Here is a 15,186-nt window from a genome sequence, read left to right as displayed (position 1 = left end):
CACTGATGCGTCCCGTTCGGAGCTTGCCGCAGCCCTGCAACAGGGGCGAATCGCCACGCTTGGTAACCCTCGAAGCTGTAGCCGGAATGCGGTGCAACGCTTAAGCTAACGCGCATGAAAAGCACCGCGCCCAGCTACCTCAAGCACCACTTCCTGATCGCCATGCCACAGATGGCCGATCCGAACTTCGCCCAGACGCTGATCTACCTGATCGAGCACGGCGCAGAAGGCGCCATGGGCCTGATCATCAACCGTCCAAGCGGACTGAGCCTGGCCGACGTACTCGAACAGCTACGCCCGGACGAGCCGATACCCCCCCTGTGTGAAAACCTGCCGATCTTTTCTGGCGGCCCGGTACAGACCGATCGCGGCTTCGTCCTGCATTCGCCAGAGCAGCAGTTCCAGGCCACCCTTTCGCTCGGTCCGCTTGGCATGTCGACATCACAGGACGTGCTTTTCGCGATTGCCGACGGCCAGGGACCTCAGCGTCACTTCGTCGCCCTGGGCTATGCAGGGTGGGAGGCCGGTCAGCTGGAAGCGGAGCTGGCAGACAATACCTGGCTGAGCTGTGCCGCCGATCCGGACATTCTGTTCGACCTGCCTTACGATCAGCGCCTGAACGCAGCCGCTGCGTCCCTTGGGGTCGATCTGCGCCTGCTCAGCACCCAGGTCGGCCACGCATGAGCGCCCCGCGACTGCTGCTCGGGTTCGATTACGGCACCAAGCAGATCGGCGTGGCCGTTGGCCAGGCCATCACCGGGCAGGCGCGCGAGCTATGCGTACTCAAGGCACAGAACGGTGTCCCGGACTGGCAGCAGATCGAAGCATTGCTACGCGAATGGCAGCCCGACGCACTGGTGGTCGGCCTGCCACTGAACATGGACGGCAGTCCCAGCGACATGAGTGCTCGGGCGGAGAAGTTCGCCCGACGCCTCAGCGGTCGCTTCAGCCTGCCGGTGCACACCCACGACGAACGCCTGACCACATTCGAAGCCAAGGGCGAGCGCCTGCGTCAGGGCCAGCACGGCGGCTATCGTGAACGCCCGGTCGATGCCCTGGCCGCCGCACTACTGCTGGAAGGCTGGCTGAACGATCACGCCGCCGTCTGAGCCGGCCCTGAAGGAGACCCCATGATCCTGCCGAACCCCGAACAGCTTCTACCCGAGATGGTCGCCGCATTGGCGCAGCATCTGAGCGAACGCAACATTCAGGAGCCGCGCTTCATCGGCATTCGTACCGGCGGCGTCTGGGTCGCCCAGGCGCTGCTCGAAGCCCGCGGGCTGCACGAACCGCTCGGCATCCTCGACGTGTCCTTCTATCGCGACGACTTCACCCAGAAAGGCCTACACCCGCAGGTGCAGCCCTCCGAGCTGCCGTTCGAGATCGAAGGCCAGCATCTGGTGGTGGTCGATGACGTACTGATGACCGGCCGCACCATCCGCGCGGCGCTCAACGAGCTGTTCGACTACGGACGGCCGGCCAGCGTGACCCTCGTCTGCCTGCTCGACCTCAACGCCCGCGAACTGCCGATCCGCCCCGACGTGGTCGGTGCCACCCTGTCGCTGGCACCGGAACAGCGCATCAAGCTGCTCGGGCCAGCGCCGCTAGCACTGGAACCTCAGCTGCTGGAAGCCCACCCGTCCTGAGCGAGCCTGCCGAACTCCGAACCCATCGTCCATCACCCGCCGCCCACCGAGACCTGCGATGACGCCCACTGACGCCAAGCGCCCGCTACAGCTGAACGACCATGGCCAGCTGCGCCACTTTCTCTCCCTCGACGGCCTGCCCCGCGAGCTGCTCACCGAGATCCTGGACACTGCCGACTCCTTCCTCGAGGTCGGCGCGCGGGCGGTGAAAAAGGTCCCGCTGCTGCGCGGCAAGACCGTCTGCAACGTGTTCTTCGAGAATTCCACGCGTACCCGCACCACGTTCGAACTGGCGGCACAGCGACTCTCGGCGGACGTCATTACGCTCAACGTCTCCACCTCCTCGACCAGCAAGGGCGAGACCCTGACCGATACCCTGCGCAATCTCGAGGCCATGGCCGCGGACATGTTCGTGGTGCGCCATGCCGATTCCGGGGCCGCGCATTTCATCGCCGAACATGTCTGCCCCGAGGTGGCGGTGATCAATGGCGGCGATGGGCGCCATGCCCACCCGACCCAGGGCATGCTCGACATGCTCACCATTCGCCGACACAAGGGCGGTTTCGAGAACCTCTCGGTGGCCATCGTCGGCGACATCCTGCATTCGCGGGTGGCCCGCTCGGACATGCTGGCCCTGCGCACCCTGGGCTGCCCCGATATCCGCGTGATCGCGCCGAAAACCCTGCTGCCCGAGGGCATCGAGCAATACGGCGTACGCGTATTCACCGATATGAACGAAGGGATGCGCGATGTCGACGTGGTGATCATGCTGCGCCTGCAGCGCGAGCGCATGCAGGGCGGCCTACTGCCCAGCGAAGGCGAGTTCTACAAACTCTACGGCCTGAACACTCAACGTCTTGAACTGGCCAAGCCGGATGCCATCGTCATGCACCCAGGGCCGATCAACCGCGGCGTGGAGATCGAGTCCGCGGTGGCCGACGGGGCGCAGTCGGTCATTCTCAATCAGGTTACCTACGGCATCGCCATCCGCATGGCCGTGCTGTCCATGGCGATGAGCGGCCAGACCGCGCAGCGTCAGATCGATTCCGAGTCCGTTTCCGAGGAGCAGCAGTGATGGTGGCAACAAGAATCCTCGGCGCGCGCGTTATCGACCCCAGCAGCGGGCGCGACGAAGTCGCCGATATCTTCCTGCAGGACGGCAGGATCACGGCCATCGGCCAGGCGCCAGCCGGCTTCGAGGCCCAGCGCAGCATCGATGCGCAGGGGCTGATTGCCGCCCCGGGACTGGTCGATCTGTCGGTGGCACTGCGTGAACCCGGCTACAGCCGCAAGGGCAGCATCGCCAGCGAGACCCTGGCCGCCGCAGCCGGCGGAATCACCAGCCTGTGTTGCCCGCCGCAGACACGCCCGATACTGGATACCGCGGCGGTGGCCGAACTGATCCTCGACCGCGCCCGCGAATCGGGGCACGCCAAGGTTTTTCCCATCGGCGCGCTGACCCGCGGCCTGGCCGGGGAACAGCTGTCCGAACTGGTCGCATTGCGTGAAGCCGGCTGCGTCGCCTTCGGCAACGGCCTCACCGAATTCGCCAGCAACCGCAACCTGCGCCGCGCCCTGGAGTACGCCGCCACCTTCGATCTGACGGTGATCCTCCATTCCCAGGACAGCGACCTCGCCGAAGGCGGCCTCGCTCATGAAGGCGCGGCCGCGAGTTTCCTCGGCCTCTCCGGCATTCCCGAGACCGCGGAAACCGTGGCGCTGGCGCGCAACCTGCTATTGGTGGAGCGTTCCGGTGTGCGCGCGCACTTCGCCCAGCTGACCAGCGCGCGTGGCGCGGAGATGATCGCCCAGGCCCAGGCCCGCGGGTTGCCGGTCACGGCCGACGTGGCAATGTATCAGCTGATACTCACCGACGAAGCGTTGCACGGCTTCTCCAGCCTGTACCACGTGCAGCCGCCGCTGCGCAGCGCGGCGGATCGCGATGGCCTGCGCGAGGCGGTCAGGGCGGGCGTGATCTCGGCGATTTCGAGCCACCATCAACCGCACGAAGCCGATGCCAAACTGGCACCGTTCGGCGAGACCGAAGCAGGCATCAGCAGCGCGGAGATACTCCTGCCGCTGGCGATGACGCTGGTGGACGATGGCCTGCTCGACCTGCCGACCCTGCTGGCGCGCCTCAGCAGCGGCCCCGCCGCCGCGCTGCAGCTGTCAACCGGCACGCTGCAGGCCGGTCAGGCCGCCGACCTGGTGTTGTTCGATCCGCACCGCTCGACCCTGGTCGGCGAAAGCTGGTACTCGAAAGGTCGCAACTGCCCATTCATGGGCCACTGCCTGCCGGGCTCGGTGCGCTACACGCTCGTCGACGGCCACATCAGCTACCAGGCCTGAACGCCGGTGGCCGGGGCGGCGGCTCGCTCGCCCCGGCCCGTAGCTTCTCGGCCGGCGTCAGACCCGCGCGCGATTACGCTCCGATATCTGTGTGTTCAGCGTCCAGAAGTCATAGAGCACGCCGATGAAGAACAGCCCGCCGGTGAACAGGTAGAGGATGCCGGTGATCCACTTGCCTTGGTACATGCGGTGCACGCCGAAGACGCCCAGGAAGGTCAGCAGGATCCAGCCCACCGTGTAATCGATAGGCCCCGGCTGAAAGCGTAGATCCGCTTCACGATCCATCGACGGGATCAGGAACAGGTCGATGATCCAGCCGATGAAGAACAGCCCAAGGGTGAAGAACCAGATGGTGCCGGTGATCGGCTTGCCATAGTAGAAGCGATGGGAGCCGAGAAAGCCGAAGATCCATAGGAGATAGCCGATCAGCGTGCTGTGAGTGTTCTGCTGCATCCGAACCTCGATGTGCGATTGATGAGTGGTCTCCAGCTTATCCGAAAGCCCATCGAAGAGCCCCGCCAGATGGCTCTTGCCGGTTCGATTCGTCGTGATACTGTATATGCAAACAGTATCACGAGCCGGATCATGCAGCTGATCGACAAACTCAGCGTACTCGCCGACGCCGCCAAGTACGACGTCTCGTGCGCCAGCAGCGGCGCGCCGAAGCGCTCCTCCAAAGGTAAGCGCGGGCTTGGCGCCACCAACGGCATGGGCATCTGCCACAGCTTCACCCCCGACGGTCGGTGCGTGTCGCTGTTGAAGATTCTGTTGACCAACTTCTGCCTGTACGACTGCCAATATTGCGTCAATCGACGCTCCAGCGACGTGCCGCGCGCGCGCTTCACGCCGGAGGAGGTGGTCGAGCTGACGCTGGATTTCTACCGACGCAACTGCATCAGCGGCCTGTTCCTCAGCTCAGGCATCATCCGCTCGGCCGACTACACCATGGAGCAGCTGGTGCGCGTCGCCAGACTGCTGCGCGACGAGCACGAGTTTCGCGGCTACATTCACCTGAAGACGATTCCCGATGCCGACCCATTGCTGGTCGCCGAGGCCGGCCGCTACGCTGATCGGCTCAGCGTTAACATCGAACTGCCGACCGAGACCAGTCTGATCCGCCTGGCGCCGGAGAAGCAGGTGCTGACGATCAAGCAGGCCATGCACACCATTCACCAGGGCGAGGCCGAGGCGAGTACGGAGAAGCGCGCGCCGCGCTTCGCGCCTGCCGGGCAGAGCACGCAGATGATCGTCGGCGCCGATGACACCGACGACCGCACCATTCTGCATACCGCGCAGTCCCTCTATGGCGACTACCGCTTGCGGCGCGTCTATTACTCGGCGTTCAGCCCCATCCCGCACAGTCCGAAGACCGTACCGTTCGCCGCGCCGCCCCTGTTGCGCGAGCATCGGCTGTACCAGGCGGACTTTCTCATGCGCGGCTACGGCTTCTCGGCCGGCGAATTGCTCAGCGGGCCCGGCAACCTGGCCCTCGATGTGGACCCGAAGCTGGCCTGGGCGTTGGCTAACCGGGAACATTTCCCGATCGATCTCAACCGTGCCGAACCGACCATGATCGCCCGCGTTCCCGGCATCGGTGTGCTCAGTGCCAAGCGCCTGGTGGACCTGCGGCGACACAAGCGCATCCGTTTCGAGGACCTGACCCGCCTGCGCTGCTCGCTGGAGAAGGCCAAGCCGTTCATCGTCACCCAGGACTATCGACCCAGCCTCGCCGGGCAGGAATCGGCGGCATTACGGCAGCACCTGCGCGATGGCACGCCGACGCAGATGGCGCTCTGGTGATGCGCACGGTGCACTTCGACGGCAGCTTCCAGGGCTGGCGAGACGCAGCGCGGGCGCTGCTGCAGGAGCGGATCGCGCCGCATGAATTGAACTGGGCAAGCGGCGGTGACGCCGGCTTGTTCGATGAGCCAATGTCCGCGTCAGCGGCCACGGACGGGCCGCGCATTCGGATCCCCCGCCAGCTGCTCGAAGAGCTGGAGATGGCCGCCCGCTTTCGCACCGATCAGCGTTGGAGCCTGCTGTATCGCGTGCTCTGGCGGGTTGCCCAAGGTGACGCCAGCGCCAGAATGGCAGGCGATGCCGATGGCAGCGAGCTGCATAGCCGGATCAAGGCGGTTCGGCGGGAGGCGCACCATCTACATGCCTTCCTGCGCTTCAGCCCGCTGGAGAGCGGCGATGGGCCTCGGCATGTGGCTTGGTTCGAGCCGGCGCACGACGTGCTGCCATGGGCGGCAGGGCATTTCGCCGAGCGCATGGGTGAGAACAGCTGGATGATCGCGACGCCGGAAGAAGGTGTTTGCTGGGATGGCCAGGAGCTGTACTACACCCGACCCTGTCCACTACAGTGGCAGCAGCTGGCGCAGAACGCTGCCGATCCCGGCGGCGACCTCTGGAAGACGTATTACGAAAGCACCTTCAACCCGGCCCGACTGAACCGCAGCGTGATGGAAAGCAACCTGCCGGTGCGGTTCTGGAAGAACCTGCCCGAAGGCATGCTGATTCCCGAGTTGATGAGCCGCGCACGCGCCGGTGCGCAGCGTGACGGCCAGGCCGAGCGCGTGGCTGGCCGGCATGGCAAGCGCATCGGCCGGCGACCGGGCTAAGGTCGATTAACGGAAGCGCCGACCCGGATCGTCGTCGCTGACCTCCAGACTCAACCCCTGCGAAACGGTGGTCAGGTGCTCGCCGTCGGTTTCCGAACCCAGCTTGATCAACAGCCGCAGGTCGTTGGCCGAGTCGGCGTGCAACAGCGCATCTTCGTAGGTGATCTCGCCCTGCACATAGAGGTTGTACAGCGCTTGGTCGAAGGTCTGCATGCCCAGCTCGGTGGAGCGCTTCATCAGCGATTTCAGCTCGTGCACCTCGCCCTTGCGGATCAGGTCGGCCGCCAGCGGCGTATTGATCAGCACCTCGATCACCGCACGACGACCCTTGCCGTCCGGGGTCGGCACCAGCTGCTGGGCGACGATGGCCTTGAGGTTGAGCGACAGATCCATCCAGACCTGGTTGTGCCGATCCGGTGGGAAGAAGTTGATGATGCGGTCCAGCGCCTGGTTGGCGTTGTTGGCGTGCAGCGTGGCCAGGCACAGGTGTCCGGTTTCGGCGAACGCTACGGCATAGTCCATTGTCTCGCGGGTACGAATCTCGCCGATGAGAATCACGTCCGGCGCCTGGCGCAGCGTGTTCTTCAGTGCCACCTCGAAAGAGCTGGTATCGATGCCGACTTCGCGCTGGGTAACGATGCAGTTCTGATGCTGGTGGATGAATTCGATCGGGTCTTCGATGGAGATGATGTGGCCGCTGGAGTTCTTGTTGCGGTAGCCGATCATCGAGGCCAGCGAGGTCGACTTGCCAGTGCCGGTGGCGCCGACGAACAGCACCAGACCACGCTTGGTCATCGACAGCTTCTTGAGAACGTCAGGCAGCTTCAGCTCTTCGATTGTCGGAATGTTGGTCTCGATGCGACGCAGCACCATGCCGGCCAGGTTGCGCTGATAGAACGCACTGACACGGAAGCGACCGATCCCACGGGCACTGATGGCGAAGTTGCATTCGTGATTTTCGGTGAACTCGCGACGCTGCTGCTCGTTCATCACGCCGTGCACGGTTTCCCGGGTCATCTCCGGTGACATGGCGGTCTTGCTCACCGGCATGATCTTGCCGTTGACCTTCATCGACGGCGGCACGCCCGCCGTGATGAACAGATCGGAGCCGCCCTTTTCCACCATCAGGCGCAGAAGTTTCTCGAATTCCATCGTCATACTCGCAATCGTGGCAAGCGCCGCACCGAGCGGCGTCCGGGGTTGTCAGGCGTTCTAGAAATTCTCTGGCTGCTTGGCCTTCTCGCGCGCGCTGTCGCGGCTGATCAGGCCCTTGGCCAGCAGCCCCTTGAGGCACATGTCCAGGGTCTGCATGCCCAGCGAACCGCCGGTCTGGATCGCCGAGTACATCTGCGCCACCTTGTCCTCGCGGATCAGGTTACGGATCGCCGGCGTACCGATCATGATCTCGTGGGCCGCCACGCGACCGCCACCAACCTTCTTCAGCAGCGTCTGCGAGATCACAGCCTGCAGGGATTCGGAGAGCATCGAGCGGACCATGGACTTCTCTTCGGCCGGAAACACGTCGACCACACGGTCGATGGTCTTGGCGGCCGAGGTGGTGTGCAGGGTGCCGAACACCAGGTGACCGGTTTCCGCGGCCGTCAGCGCCAGGCGGATGGTTTCCAGGTCGCGCATCTCGCCCACCAGGATGATGTCCGGGTCCTCACGCAGGGCCGAGCGCAGGGCTTCGGAGAAGCCGAGGGTATCGCGGTGTACCTCGCGCTGGTTGACCAGACATTTCTTCGATTCGTGAACGAATTCGATGGGGTCTTCGATGGTAAGGATATGGTGGTATTTGGTGTTGTTTAGATAGTCGAGCATCGCCGCCAGGGTAGTCGACTTACCCGAACCGGTCGGCCCGGTGACCAGCACCAATCCGCGCGGCACGTCGGTGATCTTGCGGAAGACCTCGCCCATGTTGAGGTCTTCCATGGTCAGCACCTTGGAAGGAATGGTCCGGAACACCGCGCCCGATCCGCGGTTCTGGTTGAACGCGTTGACGCGGAAACGCGCCACGCCCGGCACCTCGAACGAGAAGTCGGTTTCGAGGAATTCCTCGTAATCCTTGCGCTGCTTGTCGTTCATGATGTCGTAGATCAGCGCATGCACCTGCTTGTGGTCCATGGCCGGCAGGTTGATGCGCCGCACGTCGCCATCGACGCGGATCATCGGCGGCAGGCCGGCGGAAAGGTGCAAATCCGACGCACCCTGCTTGGCGCTGAAGGCCAGCAGTTCTGTGATATCCATGGGACTCCCCAATTACAAGCAAGCAGGTAGAATGCCGCGCAGACCCCAAGGCAGCGGGCGCAAGTAATGTCCACGATAGAGAAGAATATTGCAAAGGTCGCAGCGCGCATCCGTGAGGCGGCGCAAGCTGTGCATCGCGACGCTGCCACGGTCGGCCTGCTGGCCGTGAGCAAGACCCAGCCAGCCGCCGCCATTCGCGAGGCGTTCGCTGCCGGTCTGCGCGATTTCGGCGAAAACTATCTACAGGAAGCGCTGGATAAACAGGTCGAACTGGACGACCTGCCATTGATCTGGCATTTCATCGGCCCCATCCAGTCGAACAAGACCAAAGCCATCGCAGAGCACTTCGACTGGGTGCATTCGGTGGACCGCTTGAAGATCGCCCAGCGCTTGTCCGACCAGCGCCCCGCCACGCTGCCGCCGCTGAACGTCTGCCTGCAGGTCAATGTCAGTGGCGAGGCCAGCAAATCGGGTTGTACTCCGCAGGAGCTAAGGCCGCTGGCCGAGGCCGTCGCTGCAATGCCTCAGCTGCGTCTGCGCGGCCTGATGTGCATCCCGGCACCCACTGAGGACCCTGCCGAGCAGCGCGCCGCCTTCGCCCGTCTGAGGCAGCTTCGCGACGAGCTGGCACTTGATCTGGATACGCTGTCCATGGGCATGAGTCAGGATCTGGAAGCTGCCATTGCCGAAGGTGCGACCTGGGTTCGCATCGGCACTGCTCTCTTCGGCGCCCGTGACTACGGTCGCCCTCAATAAAGGAATCGCTATGACCTCTCCCCGCATCGCCTTCATCGGCGCCGGCAACATGGCCGCCAGCCTGATCGGCGGCCTGCGCGCCCAGGGCTTCCCCGCCGACGCCATCCGCGCCAGCGAACCCGGCGCCGAACAGCGCGCGAAGATCAGCGCCGAACACGGCATCCAGACCTTCGCGCAGAATGCCGAAGCACTGGCTGACGCTGATGTGGTGGTGCTATCGGTCAAGCCGCAGGTGATGCAGGCCGTCTGCCGCGACCTGGCTGCCCACCTCGAACATGGGCCGCTGATTGTGTCCATCGCCGCCGGCATCAGCTGCGACAGCCTGCAGCGCTGGCTCGGCCCGCGGCCGCAGGCGGTCGTGCGCTGCATGCCCAACACCCCCGCGCTGTTGCGCCAGGGCGTCAGCGGGCTGTTCGCGAACGCCCAGGTCAGTGCCGAGCAGAAGCTGCAGGCCGAACAGCTGCTGTCAGCCGTCGGCATGGCGCTGTGGCTCGACGAGGAGCACCTGATCGATGCGGTGACCGCCGTTTCCGGCAGTGGTCCGGCCTATTTCTTCCTGCTGATCGAGGCGATGACGGCGGCCGGCCAGCAGCTCGGCCTGCCTCGCGAAACCGCCGCGCAATTGACCCTGCAGACCGCGCTGGGCGCTGCGCGCATGGCTTGCGAGAGCGATGTCGATGCCGCCGAACTGCGGCGTCGCGTCACCTCGCCGAACGGAACCACCGAAGCGGCGATCAAAGCCTTCCAGGCGGGCGGCTTCGAGCAATTGGTGCAGCAGGCGTTGAACGCGGCCGCACAGCGCTCGGCCGAGCTGGCCGAACAACTGGGTCAATAAGGAGCATTCATGTCCCAACTCTCGCAAGCCCTGATCCTCGTCATCCAGACCCTGGGCAGCCTCTATCTGCTGATCGTGCTGCTGCGCTTCATCCTTCAGCTGGTACGCGCCGACTTCTACAACCCGCTCAGCCAGTTCATCGTCAAGGCCACCCATCCGCTACTGCGCCCGATGCGCCGAATCATTCCTAGCATGGGCTCGCTGGACCTGTCCTCGCTGGTCCTCGCGATCATCGTGCAAATGGTGCTGATGGCGCTGATCCTGCTGATCGCCTACGGCACCACCGGCAATCCGCTGCTGCTCCTGGTCTGGGCGCTGGTGGGCATCACCGGGCTGTTCCTCAATATTTTCTTCTGGGCGCTGATCATCAGCGTGATCCTCTCCTGGGTCGCACCGGGCAGCCACAACCCCGGCGCTCAGCTGGTCAGCCAGATCTGCGAACCGGTGCTGATGCCATTCCGCCGCCTGCTGCCGAACCTCGGCGGTCTGGATATTTCGCCGATCTTCGCCTTCCTGGCGATCAAGCTGCTGGACATGCTGGTGGTGAACAACCTGGCGACGATGACCCACATGCCGAACATCCTGCGCATGCTCATCTGAGACGCCGTTCAAGATTTGCTGTCAAAGCGGCAGCGGGGGCGGAAATGCGCCTCGGCTTGCCGCCTGGCTGCACGTAGACTCCATTCGCTCGGTTGTTTCCATCCTGCCTCGCCTGCTGAATGCGGGGATGTGAACGAGTACATCGACACGCCTTCGAGCCCTGCGATGACCGTTCGTGCGCCCTGCTCGCCCGTCCGGCGTAGCAGGCTCCGACTGAATTGACGTCATGCCGGCGGGCCCGATAATCGCCGGACATACGTCCAGGAGCTGGATGAGCATGGAACGACTCGATCGACAAGTGGATGCCTACGTCGCCTGGAAGCGCGACCTGATTCGCGAAATCACCCGCTACCGCAGCTGGCTGGCACACAACCGGCTCAACAGCGAAGCGGTCGATGCCCGCCTGGAACGCGCCTTGCGGGTCCTGCGTACCGACCACATCACACTGGCTTTCGTCGGCGAGTACTCGCGCGGCAAGACCGAGCTGATCAACAGCCTATTCTTTTCCAACTACGGCCAACGCATCCTGCCTTCGCGCGCCGGACGCACCACCATGTGCCCCACCGAGCTGTTCTTCGACCCACGTTCGGAGCGCTCCTATATCCGCCTCCTGCCCATCGAGTCGCGCCTGGAAGACACCAGCATCGCCCAACTCAAGCGGACCCCGCGATTGTGGCTGCACCTGCCCCTCGACCCGCAGGACCCGGACAACATGGCCGAAGCCTTTGCCCAGGTCGCACTGACCAAGGCCATGCCGGCGGAGCAGGCGATCCAGCTCGGCTTCGACCCCGCCACCCTGGAAAGCGCAGACGGCAGCGATCATGTACGGGTGCCGGCCTGGCGACATGCAATGGTCAACTTCGATCACCCGCTGCTGCGTCAGGGCCTGCGCATTCTCGATACCCCCGGACTCAATGCGCTGGGCAGCGAGCCGGAACTCACCCTGTCGATGCTGCCCAATGCCCAGGCGATCATATTCCTGCTGTCGGCTGACGCCGGTGTCACCGCCAGCGACATGCAGATCTGGCAGCAGCACATCCGTCAGCTCGACGAAGACACGCAGAACAGTCTTTTCGCCGTGCTGAACAAGATCGACGTGCTCTGGGACGACGTCGCCGGCGAAGACTTCGTGCAGAACGCCATCGAGCAGATCCGCCAGAGCACCGCGCAGCAGCTGGGCATCGACCCGGCTGACGTGATGCCGCTGTCGGCCAAGCAGGCGCTGATGGCCAAGATCCGCGGCGACCAGGCGCTGCTCGAGCGCAGCCAGCTGGAGCAGCTGGAACGCCTGCTCAGCCAGCGAATTCTGACGCACAAGGAACAGCTGCTCGAGGAACAGGTCGTGCATCAGGTGCTGGCCTTGCTGCAGAACAGCCAGCACACGCTCCGCCTGCGCCTGGAAAAGGTCATCGAGCAGCGCGACCTGCTCGCCAGCCATCAGATGGGCAGCGGGCAGATGCTGCTCGAGCTCACCGCGCGCACCCGCCACGACCATAATCGTCACCACAAGCGCCTGCTCGATCTGAAGACCAACCAGCGCCTGCTGCAACGTCAGGGGGACCTGTTGCGTACGGCGATACGTGCCGAGCGCCTCGAAGAGCATCTGACCCGCCTGCGCCGCAGCCTGACCGGCAGCCTGACCACGCTGGGCATCAACCTGGCGATCCTGCACTTCTTCCGCTCCGTGGAGCAGGACCTGGGAATCCTCGAGCAGGAGGCCGAACGTGCCAACAAGATGGTCTCGGCCATCTATCGTCGGCACAACGAAGAAAATCCGTTGCACGGCATCGACCCGCCTCTGTTCCAGTTGCAGCCTTACCAGCGCGAGCTGCGTACCCTGCAAACCAAGGCCGATCAGTTCCGCCTGCAACTCAAGACCCTGCTCACCGAGCAGCGCACCCTGACCCGGCGCTTTTTCGCCACCCTGGTCCAGGAAGTCATCGGTCTGCACCAGCGTTTGCGCCAGGAGGCCGAACAGTGGGCTGGCGAGGCCCTGATGCCACTGCTGCAGTACTCGCTCGAACACAAGCAACAGCTGGAAACCCACATTCTGAAGCTCAAGTCGCTGGCCAGCGAAAGCCAGCAGAACAGCCAGCGCGGCCAGCTGCTGACGCGCTACAGCGGCGAACTGGAGCAACAACTGGCGCAGGCCACGGAAATGCTCCGTGCGTTGCGCCGACCGGCGCCGCTACGGCGGCAGGGCAAGGTCGTCAGCCTGACCAACGCGCAGATCAGCTAAAGCTCCCGCCATTTCGTCGCAGCCAGCGAGGAAATGGCGAGAGCCCCGCTCGCCGTTGCATTTCAGGATGAATTGCAACGCGCATACCTTTAGACTTTGCCGCCTTCTTCAAGCAAGAGCCAGGGTCGATGCCCACTGCAATTCCCGCCGATTCCGTTGGCCTGGTGAGTCCGCAGGTCGCGCATTTTGCCGAACCACTGACACTCGCCTGCGGCCGCACGCTGGCTGATTACCAGCTGATCTATGAAACCTATGGCGAGCTGAATGCCGCGCGCAGCAATGCCGTGCTCATCTGCCACGCACTGTCCGGCCATCACCATGCTGCCGGCTACCACAGCGCGGACGACCGCAAGCCCGGCTGGTGGGACTCGTGCATCGGTCCGGGCAAGGCCATCGATACCGACCGCTTCTTTGTCGTCAGCCTGAACAATCTGGGCGGCTGTAACGGTTCGACCGGCCCCAGCAGCACCAATCCGGCCAGTGGCAAGCCCTACGGCGCCGACTTTCCGGTGGTCACGGTGGAAGACTGGGTGCACAGCCAGGCGCGTCTGGCCGACCGTCTCGGCATCGCCCAGTGGGCCGCGGTGGTCGGCGGCAGCCTGGGCGGCATGCAGGCCCTGCAGTGGACCATCAGCTATCCAGAGCGGGTACGCCACTGCCTGGCCATCGCCTCGGCGCCCAAGCTGTCGGCGCAGAACATCGCCTTCAACGAAGTGGCGCGCCAGGCGATCCTCTCCGACCCCGAGTTCCACGGCGGGCACTTCCAGGAAATGGGCGTGATCCCCAAGCGCGGGCTGATGCTGGCGCGCATGGTCGGCCACATCACCTACCTGTCCGATGACGCCATGGGCACCAAGTTCGGCCGCGGACTGAAGAGCGAGAAACTGAACTACGACTTCAACAGTGTGGAATTCCAGGTCGAAAGCTACCTGCGCTACCAGGGCGAGGAGTTTTCCGGGCGTTTCGACGCCAACACCTACCTGCTGATGACTAAGGCGCTGGACTACTTCGACCCGGCGGCAGCCCACAATGACGACCTAGCCAAGACCTTCGAAGTCGCCCAAGCACGCTTCTGCGTGATGTCCTTCACCACCGACTGGCGCTTCTCGCCGGAACGCTCGCGGGAAATCGTCGACGCGCTGCTCGCCGCGCGCAAGGACGTCTGCTACCTGGAGATCGATGCGCCGCAGGGCCACGACGCCTTCCTGATCCCCAACCCCCGCTACCTGCAAGCCTTCCGCGGTTATATGAACCGCATAGCCGTATAAGGAACGAAGATGCGCGCCGATCTGGACATCATCCAAGACTGGATTCCGGCCGGCAGCCGAGTTCTCGACCTCGGCTGCGGCAACGGCGAGCTGCTGGCCTGGCTGCGTGACCACAAGCAGGTCAGCGGCTATGGCCTGGAGATCGACCCGGACAACATCGCCGCCTGCATCGACAAGGGCGTCAACGTCATCGAGCAGAACCTCGACCTGGGCCTGGGCAACTTCGCCAGCGACAGCTTTGACATGGTGGTGATGACCCAGGCGCTGCAGGCCGTGCATTACCCCGACCAGCTGTTGAAGGAAATGCTGCGCGTCGGCCGCCAGTGCATCATCACCTTCCCCAACTTCGGCCATTGGCGTTGCCGCTGGTACCTTGCGAGCAAAGGCCGCATGCCGGTGTCGGAGTTCCTCCCCTACACTTGGTACAACACGCCGAACATTCACTTCTGCACGTTCGAGGATTTCGAACGGCTGTGTCTGGAAAGCGGTGCCAGGGTACTCGAACGCCTGGCCGTCGACCGCGATCACAGGCATGGCTGGGCCAGTCGACTATGGCCGAATCTGCTGGGTGAAATCGGCATCTACCGCGTCACCGGGCCGTCCCGCTGAGCGGTTCAACGCT

General features: G+C 64.1%; 16 protein-coding genes. 13 read left to right on the top strand and 3 right to left on the bottom strand.

All coding sequences use genetic code 11. The features are described 5' to 3' along the window. Nucleotides 1-114 precede the first annotated feature (114 nt). From ACX1DW_RS18865 to ACX1DW_RS18845, 5 genes are read left to right on the top strand one after another with little or no spacing between them, the layout of a single operon-like run. A complete protein-coding gene (locus ACX1DW_RS18865; protein ID WP_017245427.1) occupies nucleotides 115-684 on the top strand; it encodes a YqgE/AlgH family protein in 570 nt (189 codons plus the stop codon). Next, nucleotides 681-1,109, top strand: a complete 429-nt coding sequence (gene ruvX, locus ACX1DW_RS18860; RefSeq protein WP_017245428.1) for a Holliday junction resolvase RuvX — start codon at nucleotides 681-683, stop codon at nucleotides 1,107-1,109. The genes ACX1DW_RS18865 and ruvX overlap by 4 nt, the downstream gene beginning before the upstream one ends. 21 nt (nucleotides 1,110-1,130) lie before the next feature. Beyond that, nucleotides 1,131-1,646 carry a bifunctional pyr operon transcriptional regulator/uracil phosphoribosyltransferase PyrR gene (gene pyrR, locus ACX1DW_RS18855; protein WP_017245429.1) on the top strand — a complete coding sequence of 172 codons (516 nt, stop codon included), beginning with the start codon at nucleotides 1,131-1,133 and terminating at the stop codon, nucleotides 1,644-1,646. A 58-nt stretch (nucleotides 1,647-1,704) separates the two neighbouring features. Next, entirely contained in the window at nucleotides 1,705-2,721 is a 1,017-nt protein-coding gene (locus ACX1DW_RS18850; protein WP_458992129.1) for an aspartate carbamoyltransferase catalytic subunit, read from the top strand. Next, nucleotides 2,721-3,995: a dihydroorotase gene (locus ACX1DW_RS18845; protein WP_102838899.1), complete on the top strand. Its 1,275-nt coding sequence runs from the start codon at nucleotides 2,721-2,723 to the stop codon at nucleotides 3,993-3,995. Before ACX1DW_RS18850 ends, ACX1DW_RS18845 begins: the two co-directional genes overlap by 1 nt. Before the next feature lie 57 nt (nucleotides 3,996-4,052). Here ACX1DW_RS18845 and ACX1DW_RS18840 read toward each other — a convergent pair whose 3' ends face one another. After that, nucleotides 4,053-4,448, bottom strand: a complete 396-nt coding sequence (locus ACX1DW_RS18840) for an NINE protein (RefSeq protein ID WP_017245432.1) — start codon at nucleotides 4,446-4,448, stop codon at nucleotides 4,053-4,055. Between the two features lie 132 nt (nucleotides 4,449-4,580). Between ACX1DW_RS18840 and ACX1DW_RS18835 the strand changes: the two genes are divergently transcribed. Further along, nucleotides 4,581-5,795, top strand: coding sequence for a putative DNA modification/repair radical SAM protein (locus ACX1DW_RS18835; protein ID WP_200597338.1), 1,215 nt, complete (start codon nucleotides 4,581-4,583; stop codon nucleotides 5,793-5,795). Further along, nucleotides 5,795-6,619 carry a TIGR03915 family putative DNA repair protein gene (locus ACX1DW_RS18830; protein ID WP_133455383.1) on the top strand — a complete coding sequence of 275 codons (825 nt, stop codon included), beginning with the start codon at nucleotides 5,795-5,797 and terminating at the stop codon, nucleotides 6,617-6,619. Before ACX1DW_RS18835 ends, ACX1DW_RS18830 begins: the two co-directional genes overlap by 1 nt. Before the next feature lie 6 nt (nucleotides 6,620-6,625). Here ACX1DW_RS18830 and ACX1DW_RS18825 read toward each other — a convergent pair whose 3' ends face one another. Continuing rightward, nucleotides 6,626-7,771, bottom strand: coding sequence for a PilT/PilU family type 4a pilus ATPase (locus tag ACX1DW_RS18825; protein ID WP_026006585.1), 1,146 nt, complete (start codon nucleotides 7,769-7,771; stop codon nucleotides 6,626-6,628). A gap of 60 nt (nucleotides 7,772-7,831) precedes the next feature. Continuing rightward, nucleotides 7,832-8,866, bottom strand: a complete 1,035-nt coding sequence (gene pilT / locus ACX1DW_RS18820; RefSeq protein WP_017245436.1) for a type IV pilus twitching motility protein PilT — start codon at nucleotides 8,864-8,866, stop codon at nucleotides 7,832-7,834. Nucleotides 8,867-8,932: 66 nt separating this feature from the next. On the opposite strand from pilT, the gene ACX1DW_RS18815 reads away from it, so the two are divergent. From ACX1DW_RS18815 to metW, 6 genes are all read left to right on the top strand, one after another. After that, nucleotides 8,933-9,622 (top strand): YggS family pyridoxal phosphate-dependent enzyme, encoded by a 690-nt coding sequence (locus tag ACX1DW_RS18815; RefSeq protein WP_458992128.1) that lies wholly within the window; start codon nucleotides 8,933-8,935, stop codon nucleotides 9,620-9,622. A 10-nt stretch (nucleotides 9,623-9,632) separates the two neighbouring features. After that, nucleotides 9,633-10,457, top strand: coding sequence for a pyrroline-5-carboxylate reductase (proC, locus tag ACX1DW_RS18810; RefSeq protein ID WP_458992127.1), 825 nt, complete (start codon nucleotides 9,633-9,635; stop codon nucleotides 10,455-10,457). A 9-nt stretch (nucleotides 10,458-10,466) separates the two neighbouring features. Then, the gene (locus ACX1DW_RS18805) at nucleotides 10,467-11,057 is read left to right on the top strand and encodes a YggT family protein (RefSeq protein ID WP_017245439.1); all 591 of its coding nucleotides are present in this window, start codon (nucleotides 10,467-10,469) and stop codon (nucleotides 11,055-11,057) included. 271 nt (nucleotides 11,058-11,328) lie between these two features. Continuing rightward, entirely contained in the window at nucleotides 11,329-13,296 is a 1,968-nt protein-coding gene (locus tag ACX1DW_RS18800) for a dynamin-like GTPase family protein (protein WP_133455380.1), read from the top strand. A 128-nt stretch (nucleotides 13,297-13,424) separates the two neighbouring features. Continuing rightward, the gene (metX, locus tag ACX1DW_RS18795) at nucleotides 13,425-14,564 is read left to right on the top strand and encodes a homoserine O-succinyltransferase MetX (protein WP_458992126.1); all 1,140 of its coding nucleotides are present in this window, start codon (nucleotides 13,425-13,427) and stop codon (nucleotides 14,562-14,564) included. A gap of 9 nt (nucleotides 14,565-14,573) precedes the next feature. Then, nucleotides 14,574-15,173, top strand: a complete 600-nt coding sequence (gene metW, locus ACX1DW_RS18790) for a methionine biosynthesis protein MetW (protein WP_102838906.1) — start codon at nucleotides 14,574-14,576, stop codon at nucleotides 15,171-15,173. Nucleotides 15,174-15,186 lie beyond the last annotated feature (13 nt).

Source organism: Stutzerimonas sp. KH-1 (assembly GCF_054483855.1).
This window is presented reverse-complemented; position numbering and strand designations above follow the sequence as displayed.